At 62.0% G+C, this 17,111-nt stretch carries 11 protein-coding genes; 10 read left to right on the top strand and 1 reads right to left on the bottom strand.

The features are described 5' to 3' along the window. Positions 1–163: 163 nt before the first annotated feature. The 8 genes from EJ576_RS09280 (at position 164) to EJ576_RS09245 (ending at position 13,779) form a co-directional block, all read left to right on the top strand. Positions 164–2,584 carry a TonB-dependent siderophore receptor gene (locus EJ576_RS09280; RefSeq protein WP_126570155.1) on the top strand — a complete coding sequence of 807 codons (2,421 nt, stop codon included), beginning with the start codon at positions 164–166 and terminating at the stop codon, positions 2,582–2,584. 44 nt (positions 2,585–2,628) lie between these two features. Continuing rightward, positions 2,629–4,239 carry an ABC transporter substrate-binding protein gene (locus tag EJ576_RS09275; RefSeq protein WP_178083537.1) on the top strand — a complete coding sequence of 537 codons (1,611 nt, stop codon included), beginning with the start codon at positions 2,629–2,631 and terminating at the stop codon, positions 4,237–4,239. Then, positions 4,236–5,186 (top strand): ABC transporter permease, encoded by a 951-nt coding sequence (locus tag EJ576_RS09270; protein WP_126570151.1) that lies wholly within the window; start codon positions 4,236–4,238, stop codon positions 5,184–5,186. The genes EJ576_RS09275 and EJ576_RS09270 overlap by 4 nt, the downstream gene beginning before the upstream one ends. Before the next feature lie 3 nt (positions 5,187–5,189). Further along, complete coding sequence (locus EJ576_RS09265) at positions 5,190–6,089, top strand: ABC transporter permease (RefSeq protein ID WP_122726877.1); 900 nt, start codon at positions 5,190–5,192, stop codon at positions 6,087–6,089. Then, the gene (locus EJ576_RS09260) at positions 6,086–7,699 is read left to right on the top strand and encodes an ABC transporter ATP-binding protein (RefSeq protein WP_126570148.1); all 1,614 of its coding nucleotides are present in this window, start codon (positions 6,086–6,088) and stop codon (positions 7,697–7,699) included. Before EJ576_RS09265 ends, EJ576_RS09260 begins: the two co-directional genes overlap by 4 nt. 231 nt (positions 7,700–7,930) lie before the next feature. Further along, on the top strand, positions 7,931–9,172 hold the full coding sequence (mexE, locus tag EJ576_RS09255; protein WP_122726873.1) for a multidrug efflux RND transporter periplasmic adaptor subunit MexE: 1,242 nt from the start codon (positions 7,931–7,933) through the stop codon (positions 9,170–9,172). A 15-nt stretch (positions 9,173–9,187) separates the two neighbouring features. Beyond that, positions 9,188–12,367 (top strand): efflux RND transporter permease subunit, encoded by a 3,180-nt coding sequence (locus EJ576_RS09250; protein WP_122726871.1) that lies wholly within the window; start codon positions 9,188–9,190, stop codon positions 12,365–12,367. Continuing rightward, the gene (locus tag EJ576_RS09245) at positions 12,364–13,779 is read left to right on the top strand and encodes an efflux transporter outer membrane subunit (RefSeq protein WP_126570146.1); all 1,416 of its coding nucleotides are present in this window, start codon (positions 12,364–12,366) and stop codon (positions 13,777–13,779) included. Before EJ576_RS09250 ends, EJ576_RS09245 begins: the two co-directional genes overlap by 4 nt. An 85-nt stretch (positions 13,780–13,864) precedes the next feature. Here EJ576_RS09245 and EJ576_RS09240 read toward each other — a convergent pair whose 3' ends face one another. Continuing rightward, positions 13,865–14,881: an AraC family transcriptional regulator gene (locus EJ576_RS09240; protein WP_126570144.1), complete on the bottom strand. Its 1,017-nt coding sequence runs from the start codon at positions 14,879–14,881 to the stop codon at positions 13,865–13,867. A gap of 169 nt (positions 14,882–15,050) precedes the next feature. Between EJ576_RS09240 and efeU the strand changes: the two genes are divergently transcribed. After that, positions 15,051–15,896, top strand: coding sequence for an iron uptake transporter permease EfeU (gene efeU / locus EJ576_RS09235; protein WP_126570142.1), 846 nt, complete (start codon positions 15,051–15,053; stop codon positions 15,894–15,896). A gap of 10 nt (positions 15,897–15,906) precedes the next feature. Next, a complete protein-coding gene (gene efeO, locus EJ576_RS09230; protein ID WP_126570141.1) occupies positions 15,907–17,109 on the top strand; it encodes an iron uptake system protein EfeO in 1,203 nt (400 codons plus the stop codon). Positions 17,110–17,111 lie beyond the last annotated feature (2 nt).

Raw genomic sequence — 17,111 nt, 5'->3', positions numbered from 1 at the left:
TAATAAAAACAGTTAATCATACGGTTAAATTAAATAATATTAACTGATAATTAGCTTATTCCAAAATAGCCTTTCACTCAGGTTTTTTATAGGATTATCTTCGCTCCACAGACCGACCCCATACCTGGCGGAGGACGTATTCCCTATCCCTCAGGTCGCCTCCATGCCAGACATCGCACTCCCCACCTCCCTTAACAAATTTCACCTGTCACTCTTGGCCAGCTCCGTGCTGATGGCAGCGGCGCCTGCCTTCGCCGAAGACGCCAAGCTCGACACCGTGACGGTGATCTCCACCGGCCTGCGCGGCCAGGAGCGCACGGTGGCCGACAGCCCGGCGCCCATCGATGTGATCAACAGCGACCAACTGCTCAAGACCGGTCGCGCCGAGCTGTCCGAGGCAATTGCCAAGCTGCTGCCATCGTTCAACTTCGGCACCAACATCGCCGGCTACAACTCAGTGACACGTCCCCTGAGCAACCGCAGCCTCGGCCCGGCCTACACGCTGGTGCTGGTCAACGGCAAGCGCCGCCACAACGGCGCGACGGGACAGCGCGGCTCGATCGACAACAGTGGCGCGAATGCGGTTGACATCGACCTGATCCCGGTCAGCGCGGTGGACCATATCGAAGTGCTCAAAGACAGCGCTGCCGCACAATACGGCTCCGACGCGGTGGCGGGCGTGATCAACATCATCCTCAAGAACACCAAGAGTGGCGGCCACCTGGAAACCAGTTACGGCCAGCTCTATTCCGGCCAGGGCGAGACCATCAAGGTCGCGGGTGACCAAGGCTTCGAACTGGGCCAGGGCGGCTTTTTCCACTTCTCGGCCGATGCGCGCAAACGCGGCAACGCTTCCTGGAACGACAAGGCGGACAGCAGCGTGCGGGCGTTCAGCGACCCGGCCAAGGAAGCTGCGTGGGATCGCGTCGCGATCAAGAACGGCGACCCGGATCTCAAGGCCTTCAACCTGGCCTATAACGCCGAACTGCCGCTGGAAGACCTGACGCTGTATTCGTTCTCCACCTACGGCGAACGCGATGCCGAGGCCGCCAACTACTTCCGCCTGCCCACCGGCACGGCCGCAGTGCCCGAGGTTTTTCCGGACGGTTACTTCCCGCTCAATAACATCAAGGACCGCGACTACCAACTGCTGTTCGGCGGCAAGGGTTTGGTGGCCGACTGGAACTGGGACCTCAGCACCACCTACGGGCGCAACAACGTGCACCACTCCAGCGACCTCAACATCAACCCATCGCTGGGCACAGCGTCACCGACCAAGTTCGATAACCTGGCGACCTTCCGCTTCGAGCAATGGGTCAACAACCTGGACTTCACCCGCCGCTACGACAGCCTGTTCAACCTGACGCCGCCGGTGCAGGTCTCGGCCGGCCTGGAGCATCGTTGGGAGCATTTCAGTACGTTCGCTGGCGACCGCGAGGCCTATATCACCGGCACCTACCCTGCCGCTTCCGGCGCGCAGGCCGCCGTGACGATTCGCCCGGAAGACGAAGTGAGCCTGATCCGCAATAACTACGCAGGTTACCTGGACCTGGGTTTCGACCTCACCGACCGTTGGTTCCTCGACGTCGCCGGCCGCGTGGAACATTACGACGATGACTCGGGCAACACCTTCGGCCTGAAACTGAACTCACGCTATGAATTGACCGACACCGTGGCCGTGCGCGGCACCGTGGGCACCGGTTTCCGTGCACCGTCCCTGACCCAGATCGGCTACACCGTGGCCGATAACCGTGTGGCCATCGATGCGAACGGCAACGTGGTGCCAGCCGTAACCCGCCTGACCCCGTCCGGCAGCAACCTGGCCAAAGCCCTCGGTGGCGATGACCTCAAGCCGGAGAAGTCGCGCAACCTCGGGTTGGGCCTGACCTGGCAACCGGCGCCACGCACCAGCGTCACCGCGGATGCCTACCTGATCGACATCGACGACCGCATCGCCCTGACCAGCAATATCTACGACCGTGGCAACGGCGCGATCAACGCTATCCTCGCCGCCCAAGGCGTGCCCACTGGCACCTGGGTCAACTACTACACCAACGCGTTCGACACCCGCACCAAGGGCCTGGACGTGGTCGCCGACCACACCACGCCACTGGACGCCTGGGGCGATGTGCGCTGGAGCCTGGGATTCAACTGGAACAAGACCACCATCGAAGGCACACGTGACACGCCGGGTGCGCTGGCCGGTTCAGGCGTGACCCTGGTGGGCCGTGACCGTGAAGGCGACCTGACCGACGCGTCACCCAAGACCAAATGGATCCTGGGCGCCAACTGGAAGGTCGAGGACTTGGCAGTCAACCTGCAAACCGCCCGTTACGGCGCGGTCAAGACACTGGCGGTCAACCCGAGCGGCGACCGCAGCTTCGGCGCCAAGTGGATCACCGATCTGGACATCAGCTACACCTTCGTCGACAGCCTCACCGTCAGCATCGGCGGCACCAACATCTTCGACGTACGCCCCGACAAGCACGCTGTTTACAGCAACCTCGGCCTGGCCGCCTATGGCAACCCGCCGTTCTACCCCGGCGGCGGCTACTGGTACACCAAGCTCGCCTACGACTTCTGATCCAAACGCCACCTGAGGGCACCCCATTGAATACCTCCAACTTGATGAGCCGTCTGTTGGCCCCCTGCGCCTTGGCGCTGAGCCTCGCCGCCTGCTCGCCCGGGACTGACACCCAGGCGGGCAAAACCTTGAACATCGCGTTTTTTGGCGACAACACCACCCTGGTCAGCGTCGACCCGTTCCAGGTGTATTGGTTGGAACACCGCGTGCTGTTGCGCAATGTCGCCGAGTCTTTGACCGACCAGAACCCGGAGACCGGCAAGATCATCCCCTGGCTGGCCAAAAGTTGGGAGATGAGTGACGACGCGCTGACCTATACCTTCCACCTGCGTGAGGACGTCACCTTCAGCAATGGCGAGCGCTTCGATGCCAAGGCAGTGAAAACCGCGTTCGACAGCGACAAAGCACTCGCCACCGAGCTACCCGCCACCTTCGGCGCCACCTACCTGGCAGGTTACGACCATGCCGAAGTGGTCGATGACTTCACCGTCAAGCTGGTGCTGTCCAAGCCCAACGCGGGTTTCCTGCAGGCGACTTCCACCACCAACCTGGCGATCCTCGCGCCCGCCTCCTACGCACTGACGGTGAAAGAGCGTTCCCTGGGCAAGATCATCGGCACCGGGCCGTTCGTATTGGCCAGCTACACGCCGGAAGTCGGCGCACATTTGACCAAGCGCAAGGGCTACGCTTGGGCTTCGGCCAATATGAAAAACCAGGGCGAAGCGCACCTGGACGCGGTAGACATCAGCTACATCCCCGAGGAAAGCGTACGAAACGGCCTGTTCCTGCAAGGCAAGGCCGACATCCTGTGGCCGCGCAACCCGTTCTCCGAAGTTGACCTGAAGCTGTTTCAGTCCAAGGGCGCGACGATCCAGAGCCGTTCGTTGCCGGGCCCTGCGCTCAACCTCTTCCCCAACACCCGTGGCGAGCGCCTGCTGGCTGACAAACACGTGCGCCTGGCCGTGCAAAAGTCGATTGATCGCAAGAGCTACGCCAGCACGGTGTACAACGCCGAATTCCCAGTGGTGGACGGCGTGTTTGATGTGACCACGCCGTATGTCAAAAGCCAGGCCGCCAAGCTCGGTTATGACCCGGCCGGTGCAGAGCGCCTGCTCGACCAGGCCGGCTGGGCCAAGGGCGCGGACGGCTACCGGCAGAAAAACGGCAAGCGCCTGAGCCTGAGCTACAACATCAGCCCGGCCGAGACTGCCGGCGACGTGCTGATCCAGGACCAACTGCGCAAGGTCGGCATCGAGTTGAAACTCAGCGTGGTCACCCGCGCCGAATGGGTCGCCAACAACTCCGCCGGCAACTACGACCTGACCATCAACTACATGACCCGCGCCGACCCGATCATCCTGCAAACCATCCTCGATCCGCGCAGCGCCAACAGTTCCACCGTGGCGACCAACACCTTCGAACCGGCGGTACTGGATAAAGCCAAGGCGTTGTTTGATGCCGGCATCACCGCCACCCAGACCCCGCAGCGCGCAGCCGCCTATGGTGATCTACAAGACCTGCTGATTGACGAAAGCTCGGCGTTCCCGATCTACGAGCGCGTGTGGCAGGCGGCAACCTCGCCCAAGGTGAAAAATTTCCGCTGGACCGCCGAGGGTTTTGCGCTGTTGGGTGATATCGAGATCGGCACACCATGAGCCGCTACCTGATCAGTCGGGTCGGCCAGGCGCTCCTGGTGTTGTGGGGTGCCTACAGCATCACGTATTTCATCCTTTATCTGCTGCCGGGCGACACGCTGTCACTGATGCTCAGCGCCTCAGGCATGGAGGCTGACGCGCTGTCGGTGGAAGACCTGGCAAAGGCGCGGGCTTACTACGGCTTGGACAAGGGTGTATTCGAACAGTATTTCGACTTGTTGTGGGGGGCGGTTCGCGGTGACTTCGGCCAGTCACTTTCCCTCAACCGTCCAGTGGCCGAACTACTGGTTGAACGCCTGCCGCAAACCTTGTCCCTGGCGGGCCTGGCTATCGTCCTGTCGTTGCTTGGCGGCATTGGCCTGGCTTACCTGACCGCCTATATCCGCTGGCAACCGTTGAAGAAAGCGATGACGCGCTTGCCGTCTCTGGGCTTTTCGGTGCCGGTGTTCTGGATGGGGTTGTTGTTGATCCAGGTGTTTGCCTTTGGCCTGGGCTGGTTTCCCGCCACCGGCAGCCGGGGCTTCGAAAGCTTGGTGCTGCCGGCCGTGACGCTGGCCATTCCCAGTGCGGCGGTGTACGCCCAGGTATTGCAACGCAGTTTTCAGGGTGTCTGGAAAGAGTCCTACATCACCACCGCCTACGCCAAAGGCCTCAGCCGGGGTCAGGTGCAGGCGCGCCATGGGTTCAAGAACGCCGCGCTGCCGATCCTGACCCTGATCGGCTTACAGGTCGGCAATACGGTGTCCGGCGCGGTGCTGGTGGAGACCATCTTTGCGCGATCCGGCATTGGCCGGCTGGCCCAGGAAGCCGTGTTGCGCCAGGATATCCCGGTGGTGCTGGCCATCGTCGCGGTGTCGGCTGCGGCCTTTGTATTGGTGAACCTGCTGGTCGATCTGCTTTACCCCTGGTTCGACCCGCGCATCTCCCACACGCCAAAGGTGTCCTAGACCATGACCATCCTTGAGCAGAATCTGCGCAGTACCTCCCTTACGGCCAGCCAACCGCTGTGGCGTCGCCGCAGCCGATGGCAGCGCGCGACGGCAGTGTTGTTGCCCTTGCTGCGACGGCCTGGTTTCAGCCTGGCACTGTTGCTGGTGCTGTTCGCACTGATTTCAGCCGTGGCGCCACACGTGCTGAGCAGCTATGACCCCTACGCCACCTCGCCTGTCGACAAGCTACGCGCGCCAGACCTCACCCACTGGTTTGGCACCGATGAACTGGGCCGCGACCTATTTACCCGGGTGGTTTATGGTTCGAGCCTGTCGATGCTGGCCGCTTCGCTGGCCGTCGGCATCGCCCTATTGGGCGGCTTAGGGCTGGGCATTCTGTCGGGTTTTGCCGGCGGGCGTATCGACTCGGTGATCATGCGCTTCGTCGATGTCCTGCTGGCCTTGCCCGGCGTGCTGCTGGCCCTGGCGATTGTCACGGCGATCGGCTTCGGCACCGTACCGGTGGCCATCGCGGTGGGCGTCGGGATCATTCCGGGGTTCGCCCGCACCACCCGCGCCGAGGTGTTACGGGTCAAGACTTTGCCCTATGTGGAAGCCGCGCGCCTGGGCGGTGCAAGTTGGGGGCGTACGTTGCTGCGCCACATCCTGCCCAATGCCTGGGGCCCGGTGGCGGTGTTGGCGACGCTCGACTTTGGCGCTGCGATCCTGGCGACTGCCGGGCTGAGCTTCCTCGGTTTTGGCGCGGTGCCCCCTGCCGCCGAATGGGGCACGCTGATTGCCAATGGCCGACACTTCCTGATCACCGCCCCGTGGGTGTCCCTGCTACCAGGCCTGTTCCTGGTGGCCGTGGTGTTCAGTCTCAACCATATCGCCCGCACCTTCGAGGAAACCCAGCGATGAATGCTTTAGTGGATATTCGCCAACTCAGTGTCCGCTATCGGCACGGCAACACGGCGGTCAATCGCCTGTCCTTGCGCGTCGCCCAGGGCGAAACCGTGGCGATTGTCGGCGAGTCCGGCTCGGGCAAATCGACCCTGGCCAACGCTATCCTGGGTCTATTGCCGGACAGTGCGCAGATCACCGCCGGCCAACTGTGGGTAGACGGCCAGGACGTGACCCACGCCAGTGAACGCCAAAAGCGTGCCTTGCGCGGCCGCACCATCGGCCTGGTGCCCCAGGACCCGATGGTCAGCCTCAATCCCACGCTGCGCGTGGGCCAGCAAATCGCCGAGGCGCTGATTCTGGCCAAGGGCAAACGCTACCCCGCTGTGGATGCAGACATTGTCGAGCTGCTGCAACAGGTAGGTATCGACAAGCCCGTGCTGCGCGCACGCCAGTATCCCCATGAACTGTCCGGCGGCATGCGCCAACGCGTGTTGATCGCCATTGCCCTGGCCGGCAACCCGCGCCTGATCATCGCCGACGAGCCCACCAGCGCCCTCGACGTCACCGTGCAGCGCAAGATCCTCGACCACCTGCAACGCCTGGTCAGCGAGCGTGGGATTTCGCTGCTGATCATCACCCACGACCTCGGCGTGGCCAGCGACCGCGCCGACCGGATCCTGGTGATGCAACAAGGCGAACTGGTCGAACAGGGCGCGCCGCGGCAGATTCTCGACGCGCCGCAACACGACTACACCCGCGCACTGATCGCCGCCGCGCCCGCGTTCGCCAAGCGTCGCGAACCGCTGGTGCGGGTTGATCCGACGCAGCCACCCATCCTGAGCCTGAAAAACGTCGGCAAGACCTTTGCGCTGCCCAAGGTAAAGGGTGAGCATTCGACTTTCGTGGCGCTGGAAGAGCTCAACCTGCAGGTGTACCCCGGCCAGACCTTGGCCATCGTCGGCGAATCAGGCTCGGGCAAAAGCACCGCATTGCGCATCGCCCTGGGCCTTGAGAAACCGAGCCAAGGCCAGGTCTGGTTCGAACAACAGGATGTCACGCACCTGAGCTGGCGCGACTTCCGCCCGCTGCGCCAGCGCCTGCAACTGGTGCAACAAAACCCATTTGCCGCGCTGGACCCGCGTTTCACGGTGTTCGATAGCATCGTCGAGCCGTTGGTGTCATTCGGGCTGCTCAAGGGACCCGCGCTGGAACAGGCCGCCCGCGAGTTGATTTCCCGCGTACACCTGCCAGCCAGCTACCTGGACCGCCTGCCACGCGAATTGTCCGGCGGCCAATGCCAACGCGTCGCCATCGCCCGGGCCCTGGCGTTGAAGCCGGACCTGTTGCTGCTCGACGAGCCGGTGAGTGCACTCGATGTCTCGGTGCAGGCGCACATTCTTGATTTGTTGGAAGAGTTGCAACGGGAGATGGGCATTGCGTATGTGCTGGTGTCCCATGACCTCTCGGTGGTGGCCAACTTTGCCCATGAGGTGCTGGTGTTGCGCAATGGCAAGGTAGTCGAACAAGGCAGCGTGGAACGGATCTTCAACCACCCCGCCAACGAATACACCCGTGAATTGATTGCTGCGATCCCTGGCCGACACGTCGCCACAAGGGCCGCATAATCAAGGCGCGCTCGCGAGAACACCGGCGAGCGCGCGAGTTCCTTGCAGTCCATGCAACGGTCCTTTGTCATCACGCCTATTGATAGCCCCCTAACGAAACCCCCATGCTAGAGGGCTAATCTCGCGCTTATATCATTCCGAATGATAGTTACCTTTGCTTCATTCGATTCGTGACATAGCACATCGCCGCGCATGATCCGCCCATCTCAAATACATTGGCGGATGCACCTCATGGAACAGTCACTCAAACATTTGCGCTTCCCCCTGGCGATTTTGGCCGTGGTGGTGATGAGCGCGTGCGGCAAGACCCCGGAACAAGCGGCCGCCATGCCAGCTGCCAAAGTCAGCGTGGCCAAGGTGCTGGAACAACCGGTCAACGAGTGGGATGAGTTCACCGGTCGTCTGGAAGCCCCGGAAACCGTGCAGATCCGTCCTCGGGTCTCTGGCCAGATTGACCAAGTCGCTTTCACCGAAGGCGCTTTGGTCAAGAAAGGCGACCTGCTGTTCCAGATCGACCCGCGTCCGTTCCAGGCTGAAGTGCGTCGCCTTGAAGCTCAGTTGCAACAAACCCGCGCCGCCGCCACCCGTAGCGATAACGAAGCCCAGCGTGGCGAACGCCTGCGCCAGAGCAATGCGATTTCCGCCGAACTGGCCGACTCGCGCACCACCGCCGCTCAGGAAGCCCGCGCCGCTGTCGCCGGGATCCAGGCGCAGTTGGACCTGGCCAAGCTGAACCTGAGCTTCACCCGCGTCACGTCGCCGATCAGCGGCCGTGTCAGCCGTGCCGAAATCACCGCCGGCAACCTGGTGACCGCTGATGTCACCGCGCTGACCAGTGTGGTCTCCACCGACAAGGTCTACGCCTACTTCGATGCCGATGAACGCGTGTTCCTCAAGTACACCGAACTGGCTCGCCAAGGCCGTCGCGGTGCGACCACCCCGGTGTACCTGGGCCTGTCCAACGAAACCGGCAACCCGCACCTTGGCCAGATGAACTTCGTCGACAACCAGGTCAACCCGGCCACCGGCACCATCCGTGGTCGCGCCGTGTTTGACAACAGCAAGGGCGAATACACCCCTGGCCTGTACGCCCGCCTGAAGCTGGTCGGCAGCGGCACCTACTCCGCCGTGTTGATCAACGACGAAGCCGTCGGCACCGACCTCGGCAAGAAGTTCGTACTGGTGATGGAAGGCGACAAGCCGGCGTATCGCTCGGTAGAACTGGGGCCGAAAATCGAAGGCTTGCGCATCGTGCGCAGCGGCCTCAATAAAGAAGACACCATCATCGTCAAGGGCCTGCAACGCGTGCGCCCAGGATCGCCGGTCGCTCCGGAAACCATTCCGATGGCCAGCAAGGAAACCCTCGCCGCCTTGGCCCAACAACGACAAGCGCTTGAAGCCAGCAACCTGGAACAAGTAACGCCGGATAAAGCCGCGCCGAAACTTGCCAGCGCTGCGACTCCACGCGGTTAAGGGATACGACTCAAGATGAATTTTTCCAAGTTCTTCATTTCGCGGCCGATCTTCGCAGCGGTGCTTTCGCTGCTGATCCTGATTGCCGGCGCGATCTCGCTGTTCCAATTGCCGATCAGCGAATACCCGGAAGTGGTGCCGCCGACCGTCGTGGTGCGTGCCAACTTCCCGGGCGCCAACCCCAAGGTCATCGGTGAAACCGTGGCCGCGCCGCTGGAGCAGGCGATCACCGGCGTCGAGAACATGTTGTACATGTCCTCGCAGTCGACCGCCGACGGCAAGCTGACCCTGACTATCACCTTCGCCCTGGGCACCGACCTGGACAACGCGCAGGTGCAAGTGCAAAACCGCGTGACTCGGACTCAGCCGAAACTGCCTGAGGAAGTGACGCGCATCGGTATCACCGTGGACAAGGCCTCCCCCGACCTGACCATGGTGGTGCACTTGACCTCCCCGGATCAGCGCTACGACATGCTCTACCTGTCCAACTACGCCTTGCTCAACGTGAAGGATGAGCTGGCGCGTCTGGGCGGTGTGGGTGATGTGCAACTGTTCGGTATGGGCGACTACTCCCTGCGTGTATGGCTGGACCCGAACAAGACCGCTTCGCGCAACCTGACGGCCACTGACGTGGTGACGGCAATCCGTGAGCAGAACCGTCAAGTGGCCGCCGGTGCCCTGGGTGCACAACCTGCCCCGACCGCTACCGCGTTCCAGTTGTCGGTGAACACCCAAGGTCGCCTGGTGACCGAGGAAGAGTTCGAGAACATCATTATTCGCTCCGGCGATAACGGTGAAATCACCCGCCTCAAAGACATCGCACGGGTTGAGCTGGGTTCCAGCCAATACGCCCTGCGTTCGTTGCTGAACAACCAGCCGGCCGTGGCGATCCCGATCTTCCAACGCCCAGGTTCCAACGCGATCGAGATCTCCAACGAAGTGCGCGGCAAGATGGAAGAGCTGAAAAAGAGCTTCCCGCAAGGCATGGACTACAGCATCGTCTATGACCCGACCATCTTCGTGCGCGGCTCCATCGAAGCGGTGGTGCACACCCTGTTCGAAGCGCTGATCCTGGTGGTGTTGGTGGTGATCCTGTTCCTGCAGACCTGGCGCGCCTCGATCATTCCGTTGGTGGCGGTGCCGGTATCGTTAATCGGTACGTTTGCGGTGATGCACCTGTTCGGCTTCTCGCTCAACGCGCTGTCGCTGTTCGGCCTGGTACTGGCGATCGGTATCGTGGTGGACGACGCCATCGTGGTGGTGGAGAACGTCGAGCGGAACATCGAGCTGGGATTGGAACCGTTCCCGGCCACTGAAAAAGCCATGAGCGAAGTGACCGGCCCGATCATCGCCACCGCGTTGGTGCTGTGTGCGGTGTTCATCCCGGCTGCATTCATCAGCGGCTTGACCGGACAGTTCTATAAACAGTTCGCCCTGACTATTGCGATCTCGACGGTGATCTCGGCGTTCAACTCGCTGACCTTGTCCCCTGCCCTGGCCGCCGTGTTGCTGCGCAGCCATGACGCGCCGAAGGATCGTTTCTCCAAGGTTCTCGACAAGCTCTTCGGTGGCTGGTTGTTCAAACCGTTCAACCGTTTCTTTGACAAAGCCAGCCACGGCTACGTCGGCACCGTGCGTCGGGTCATTCGCGGCAGTGGTATCGCGTTGTTCCTGTATGCGGGCTTGATGGTGCTGACCTGGTTCGGTTTTGCCCACACCCCGACCGGTTTCGTACCGGCCCAGGATAAGCAATACCTGGTGGCCTTCGCCCAATTGCCGGACGCCGCAAGCCTGGACCGCACCGAAGACGTGATCAAGCGCATGTCCGACATCGCGCTGAAACAGCCGGGCGTGGAAGCCGCCGTGGCCTTCCCAGGCCTGTCGATCAACGGTTTCACCAACAGCCCGAACAGCGGCATCGTGTTCGTGACCTTGAAACCGTTCGACGAGCGTAAAGACCCGAGCATGTCTGCCGGAGCGATTGCCGGTGCACTGAACGGCAAGTACAGCAGCATCCAGGAAGCCTACATGGCGATCTTCCCACCGCCGCCGGTACAGGGCCTGGGTACGATTGGTGGTTTCCGCCTGCAGATCGAAGACCGTGGCAACCTGGGTTACGACGAGCTGTACAAAGAAGTGCAGAACATCATCACCAAGAGCCGCACCACGCCGGAACTGTTCGGCCTGTTCACCAGCTACACGGTCAACGTGCCCCAGGTCGATGCCGCCATCGACCGTGAAAAGGCCAAGACCCACGGCGTGGCGATCAGCGACATCTTTGACACCCTGCAGATCTACCTGGGCTCGTTGTATGCCAACGATTTCAACCGCTTCGGCCGGACCTACCAGGTCAACGTGCAGGCTGAGCAGCAGTTCCGCCTGGACGAAGACCAGATCGGCCAGCTGAAAGTGCGCAACAACAAAGGCGAGATGATCCCGCTGGCGACCTTCATCAAGGTCAGCGACACCTCCGGGCCGGACCGCGTGATGCACTACAACGGCTTCATCACCGCAGAAATCAACGGCAACGCTGCACCGGGCTACAGCTCGGGCCAGGCTGAAGCGGCGATCGAGAAACTGCTGAAAGAAGAACTGCCCAACGGCATGACCTACGAGTGGACCGACCTGACTTATCAGCAAATCCTCTCGGGCAACACCGCACTGTTCGTGTTCCCGCTCTGCGTACTGCTGGCGTTCCTGGTACTGGCCGCCCAATACGAAAGCTGGAGCCTGCCATTGGCGGTGATCCTGATCGTACCGATGACCCTGCTGTCGGCGATTACCGGGGTGATCATCTCGGGTGGCGACAACAACATATTCACCCAGATCGGCTTGATCGTACTGGTGGGCCTGGCGTGTAAGAACGCGATTCTGATCGTCGAGTTCGCCAAGGACAAACAGGCAGAAGGCCTCGACCCGCTCGCTGCGGTACTGGAAGCCTGCCGTCTGCGTCTGCGGCCGATCCTGATGACCTCGTTCGCCTTCATCATGGGTGTGGTGCCACTGGTGTTGTCCAGCGGTGCCGGTGCCGAGATGCGTCATGCCATGGGTGTGGCGGTGTTCTCCGGGATGATCGGTGTGACCTTCTTCGGTCTGTTGCTGACGCCAGTGTTCTACGTACTGATCCGTCGCTATGTGGAGCGCCAAGAGGCACGCAAAGCGGCCAAGGCCTTGAAGCTGGAGACACAGCAATGAGTGTGAAAGTATTCCTGCCGAGCTTGCTGGTACTGGCGCTGAGCGCCTGTGCCGTAGGCCCGGACTACAAAGCCCAGACCCCGGAGGCGGCAAACATCACGGCCGCTGCCGATGCCAAGCAGTATGACCACGCCAAGTTCGAAGGCATCTGGTGGCAGCAGTTCGAAGACCCGACCCTCAACCAGTTGGTGACCCAGTCGCTGCAAGGTAACCGGGATCTACGCGTCGCCTTTGCCCGCCTACGGGCAGCGCGTGCGATCCGCGATGACGCCAGCAATGACGCCATGCCGACCATCACCAGCCGGGTCAGCAGTGACCAGGGCAAAGGCCAGATCCCGGGCCAGACCACTAGCCGCGTCAAGACCGAGCGTTACGACCTCGGCCTGGACATGGCCTGGGAACTGGATCTGTTCGGCCGCATCCAGCGCAACCTGGAAGCCACCGACGCCGACCAGCAAGCCGCCGAGGCTGACTTGTACCAACTGCAAGTCACCATGATTGCCGAACTGGTGGATGCCTACGGCCAACTGCGTGGCGCGCAACTGCGTGAACGCATTGCCCTGGACAACCTGAAGAACCAGCAGGAATCGCGCACCATCACGGTCAGCCTGCGGGATGCCGGTGTGGGCGACCAACTCGACGTGGAGCGTGCCGACGCACGCCTCGCGGCAGTCGAAGCCAGCGTGCCGCAACTACAGGCCGAGGAAGTGCGCGAGCGTAACCGCATCGCTACCCTCCTCGGCCAGCGTCCGGACAAGCTGACCGTCGACCTGGGCCCTAAAGACCTGCCGGCGATTGCCAAGGCGTTGCCGATCGGCGATCCAGGGCAACTGCTGCAACGTCGCCCGGACATCCTCAGCGCCGAACGCAAACTGGCCGCCGCCACCGCGCGTATCGGCGTGGCCAAGGCCGACCTGTTCCCACGGGTCAGCCTCAGCGGGTTCCTCGGCTTCACCGCCGGGCGCGGCTCGCAGATCGGCTCGTCCGCCGCGAATGCCTGGGCCCTGGGCCCAAGCATCACCTGGGCAGCCTTCGACCTGGGCAGCGTGCGCGCCCGTTTGCGCGGCGCCGATGCCGAGGCGGATGGCGCCCTGGCAACCTACGAGCAGCAAGTGTTGTTGGCGCTGGAAGAGTCCGAGAACGCCTTCAGCGACTACGGCAAGCGCCAGCAACGTTTGGTTTCGCTGATCCGCCAAAGCGAATCCAGCCGCGCCGCCGCCGACCTGGCCGCGATCCGCTATCGCGAAGGCACCGTGGACTTCCTGGTATTGCTCGACGCGCAACGTGAGCGCCTGGCCGCCGAAGACTCCCAGGCCCAGGCCGAAGTGGACCTGTATCGCGGCATCGTCGCGATCTACAAGGCGCTGGGTGGTGGTTGGAAGCCGGATACGGTGGTCGCCAGCGCCAAGTGATGTAAAGAGCTCCTTTGGTTGGTCGCATCCAGCCAATTTTTTGCCCCGTGATCCATTCGGTCACGGGGCTTTTTTTGGTCCTTGATTAACCAGCTTCACCCAGAATCAAACTCCGGTAATGCCCCGGATTCGACCCACTCCACTTACGAAACGCCTTATAAAACGAACTCGTATCAGCAAACCCCAGCCGCGCCGCAATCTCGGCAAAGCTGATCTGCGGCTCCGCCAACCACACAATCGCCAATTCCTTACGCACGCTGTCCTTGAGCCCCTGATAGGTCTGCCCTTCCTCCGCCAGGCGACGGCGCAAGGTTGAGGCCGAGATGCACAGGCTCACCGCGAGGCCTTCGGTTTCCGGCCAGGTTTCGGGGGGCATTTGGCGTAAATCGTGTTTGATCCGCGTGGCGAGGCTGTCGGGGTCGCGGTACTTGACCAGGATATTGGCCGGTGCATGGGCCAGGAAACGCTTGAGTTCTTCCGGGGTACGCTTGATCGGCAGGTCCAGGCAGTCGGCAGAGAAGATCATCCGCGTGCGGGGTCGGTCGAAACGCAGGTTGTCGGAAAACATCACCTGGTAGTCGTGACAGAATTCCGGCTTTGCGCAGCGCAGCTCTATCGCCAGGATTGGAATACGTCGTCCTGCCAACCAGCACGCGACACCGTGGACGATCATCCAGTAAGTGAAGTAAGTGAAGGCCCGATTAGGTTCAGCCTCGGGCTCGACCAATACGATCTCCGCCAGACTTTGTTGACGCACCAACTCAGCGGGCAGTCGCTCCAGCATGAGTGACAGGAACTCCAGCCCGGCCTCCAGGGCGGTGGCAAGCGTTGGCTGCGCCATTGCAGCGCGGCAGAGAAACGCCAGGCTGCCGGACCTGAGCTTGCGCGGGTCCATACCGAAGAACTCATCATCGGTGCGCCGTGCCAAAAGGCGCCACAGCCGTGCGTAGGTGGTGGCCGAAACCCGCGCGGCAGGCTCGGCCAGCCACTGCGGGTCAATCCCGGCTTTGTGCAGCACTTCGGCACTCGTCGCCCCCGGCGCGCAGCTTTGTAGCAAGGCTTCGCGCACAAGGTGAATAGAGATGGTGTCTTTTTCCGACATGGTGGACCGCGTATCCAAAGCTGCGCAAAGAATGGCACGCATCATAAGGGCGGATGCGCTTTGCCACCACCGTTCAGCCACTGTTCAGCAAACGTCAAGAATTGTTGTTTAGCAATGAGTATCATTATGTTACAACTTAGCACCCTATCTAGTTGTCACGCGGTGCCGAATGCTCGTTCCTTTCCTCATCATGCTGCGCGAAGGCATTGAAGCCGCATTGATCGTTGGCATTATCGCCAGCTACCTGCAACAGACCGGCCGTGGCCAGTGGATGCCGGCCGTATGGATCGGCGTATTTCTCGCCGCCGCACTGGCCCTGTTGGTCGGTGGTGGCCTGGAACTGGTCAGCGCCGAGTTCCCGCAAAAACAACAGGAATTGTTCGAAGGCATCGTCGGCCTGGTCGCCGTGGGCATCCTCAGCTCCATGGTGTTCTGGATGCGCAAGGTGGCGCGTTCCATCAAGCATTCCCTGCACGAATCTCTCGATCACGCGTTGGCCGGTTCCAAGCACCAGGTCACCACGCTGATCCTCATGGTGTTTTTCGCCGTGGCCCGCGAAGGCCTGGAAACCGTGTTCTTCCTGCTGGCCGTGTTCCAACAGAGTGAAGGCCCAGGCGCGCCGATTGGCGCCCTGCTCGGCTTGATCCTGGCGATCATCGTCGGTTTCCTGATCTACACCGGCAGCATGCGCCTGAACCTGGGCGCGTTTTTCCGCTGGACCGGCTTGTTTATCCTCGTGGTGGCCGCCGGCATCCTGGCCAATTCGGTGCAAGCCCTGCACGAAGCGGGGGTATGGAATCACCTGCAAACCGTGCTGTTCGACTTCAGCGCCGCGCTGCCCATGGACAGCCCGTTGGGCTCGGTGCTGGCCGGGATGTTCGGCTATCAGGAAGCGCCCACCATCAGCACCCTCGGCGCCTACCTGATCTACCTGGTGGTAGCCCTGGTGATGTTCTTCCTGCCCACCGCACCGTCCAAGCCTGCCGCCTCACCTTCTTCTGTTGCCAACCAGTAAGGACCGCCTCTTGTCCAACCCTACTCCTCAATCGTCCTCGCCACCCCGCGCCCTGCGCTGGGCCGTGGCGGGCTCGGTGGTCGTGATGATCGCCGCTGGAGGCCTGTTCTATTACGCCTCGCAACTGGCGGCCAGCAAGCGCCAGACCAACCACAATGAAATCGCCGTGACCATCCATGGCCGCGCCTGCGAACCGAATGAACTGACCGTGCCCGCCGGCCGCGCCAGCTTTCGCATCATCAACCGCTCCGACCGTGCGGTGGAATGGGAAATCCTCGACGGCGTGCTAGTGGTCGAAGAGCGCGAAAACATCGCCCCCGGCCTGAGCCAGGTGATCAACGCTAACCTGCTGCCCGGCGACTACGCGATCACCTGCGGCCTGCTGAGCAACCCGCGCGGCACCTTGCACGTAACGCCGACCGCCGAGTCCGATGCGCAAGCCAAGGCCAAGCCGTCGATGGTGGCGTTTATCGGGCCATTGTCGGAATTCCGCGTGTACCTGAGCAGCCAAGGCAGCGCACTGGTCAAGGCCGTCACCGCCTTGCAACAGGCCGTCGACGCCGGCGAGCTGGCCCAGGCTCAAGCGCTCTATGTTCCGGCGCGCGAGGCTTACCAACGCCTGGCCCCCGCATCGCAACGCCTGGCCGAGCTGGACAACGCGATCAACGCCCGCGCCGACTACTTTGAAAAGCGCGAGCAGGACCCGGCCTTCAGCGGCTTCCATCGCCTGGAATACAGCCTGTTCCAGCAACGCAGTCTCGATGGCTTGGCGCCGGTTGCTCAGCGTCTGCTGACCGACGTCACCACCCTCAAGCAACAACTGCTCGCCCAGTCGCTACCGCCGGAGCAACTGGTCAGCATTGTGGTGCGCAACCTCAACAGCCTGGCCGATGTACGTGCCATCAGCGGTGAAGAAGAGCGCTACAGCCACGTCGACCTGAACGGTTTCGCCGCCAACCTGGAGGCCGCCCACAAAGTCGTCGACCTGATGCGCCCTTTGCTGACCAAGTCTGCCGCAGACCTGCTGCCTAAAGTCGACAGCGCTCTCACGGCCTTCGACAGCCAACTCAACGAATTGAAAGTCGACGGCCAGTACCGCCGCTACGACAGCGTAACCGACGATCAGCGCAAGCAGATCGCCGACAAGGCCAAGGCTCTGGCCGCTGCACTCGATGGAATCGACCCCGCCCTTGGCCTCTCCGGCCTGCAGTGAAG

The sequence above is a fragment of the Pseudomonas sp. C 49-2 genome (assembly GCF_003970195.1).
Lineage (GTDB): Bacteria > Pseudomonadota > Gammaproteobacteria > Pseudomonadales > Pseudomonadaceae > Aquipseudomonas > Aquipseudomonas canadensis.
Note: the sequence above shows the minus strand (reverse complement) of the source record. Positions and strands in the feature narration are given on the sequence as shown.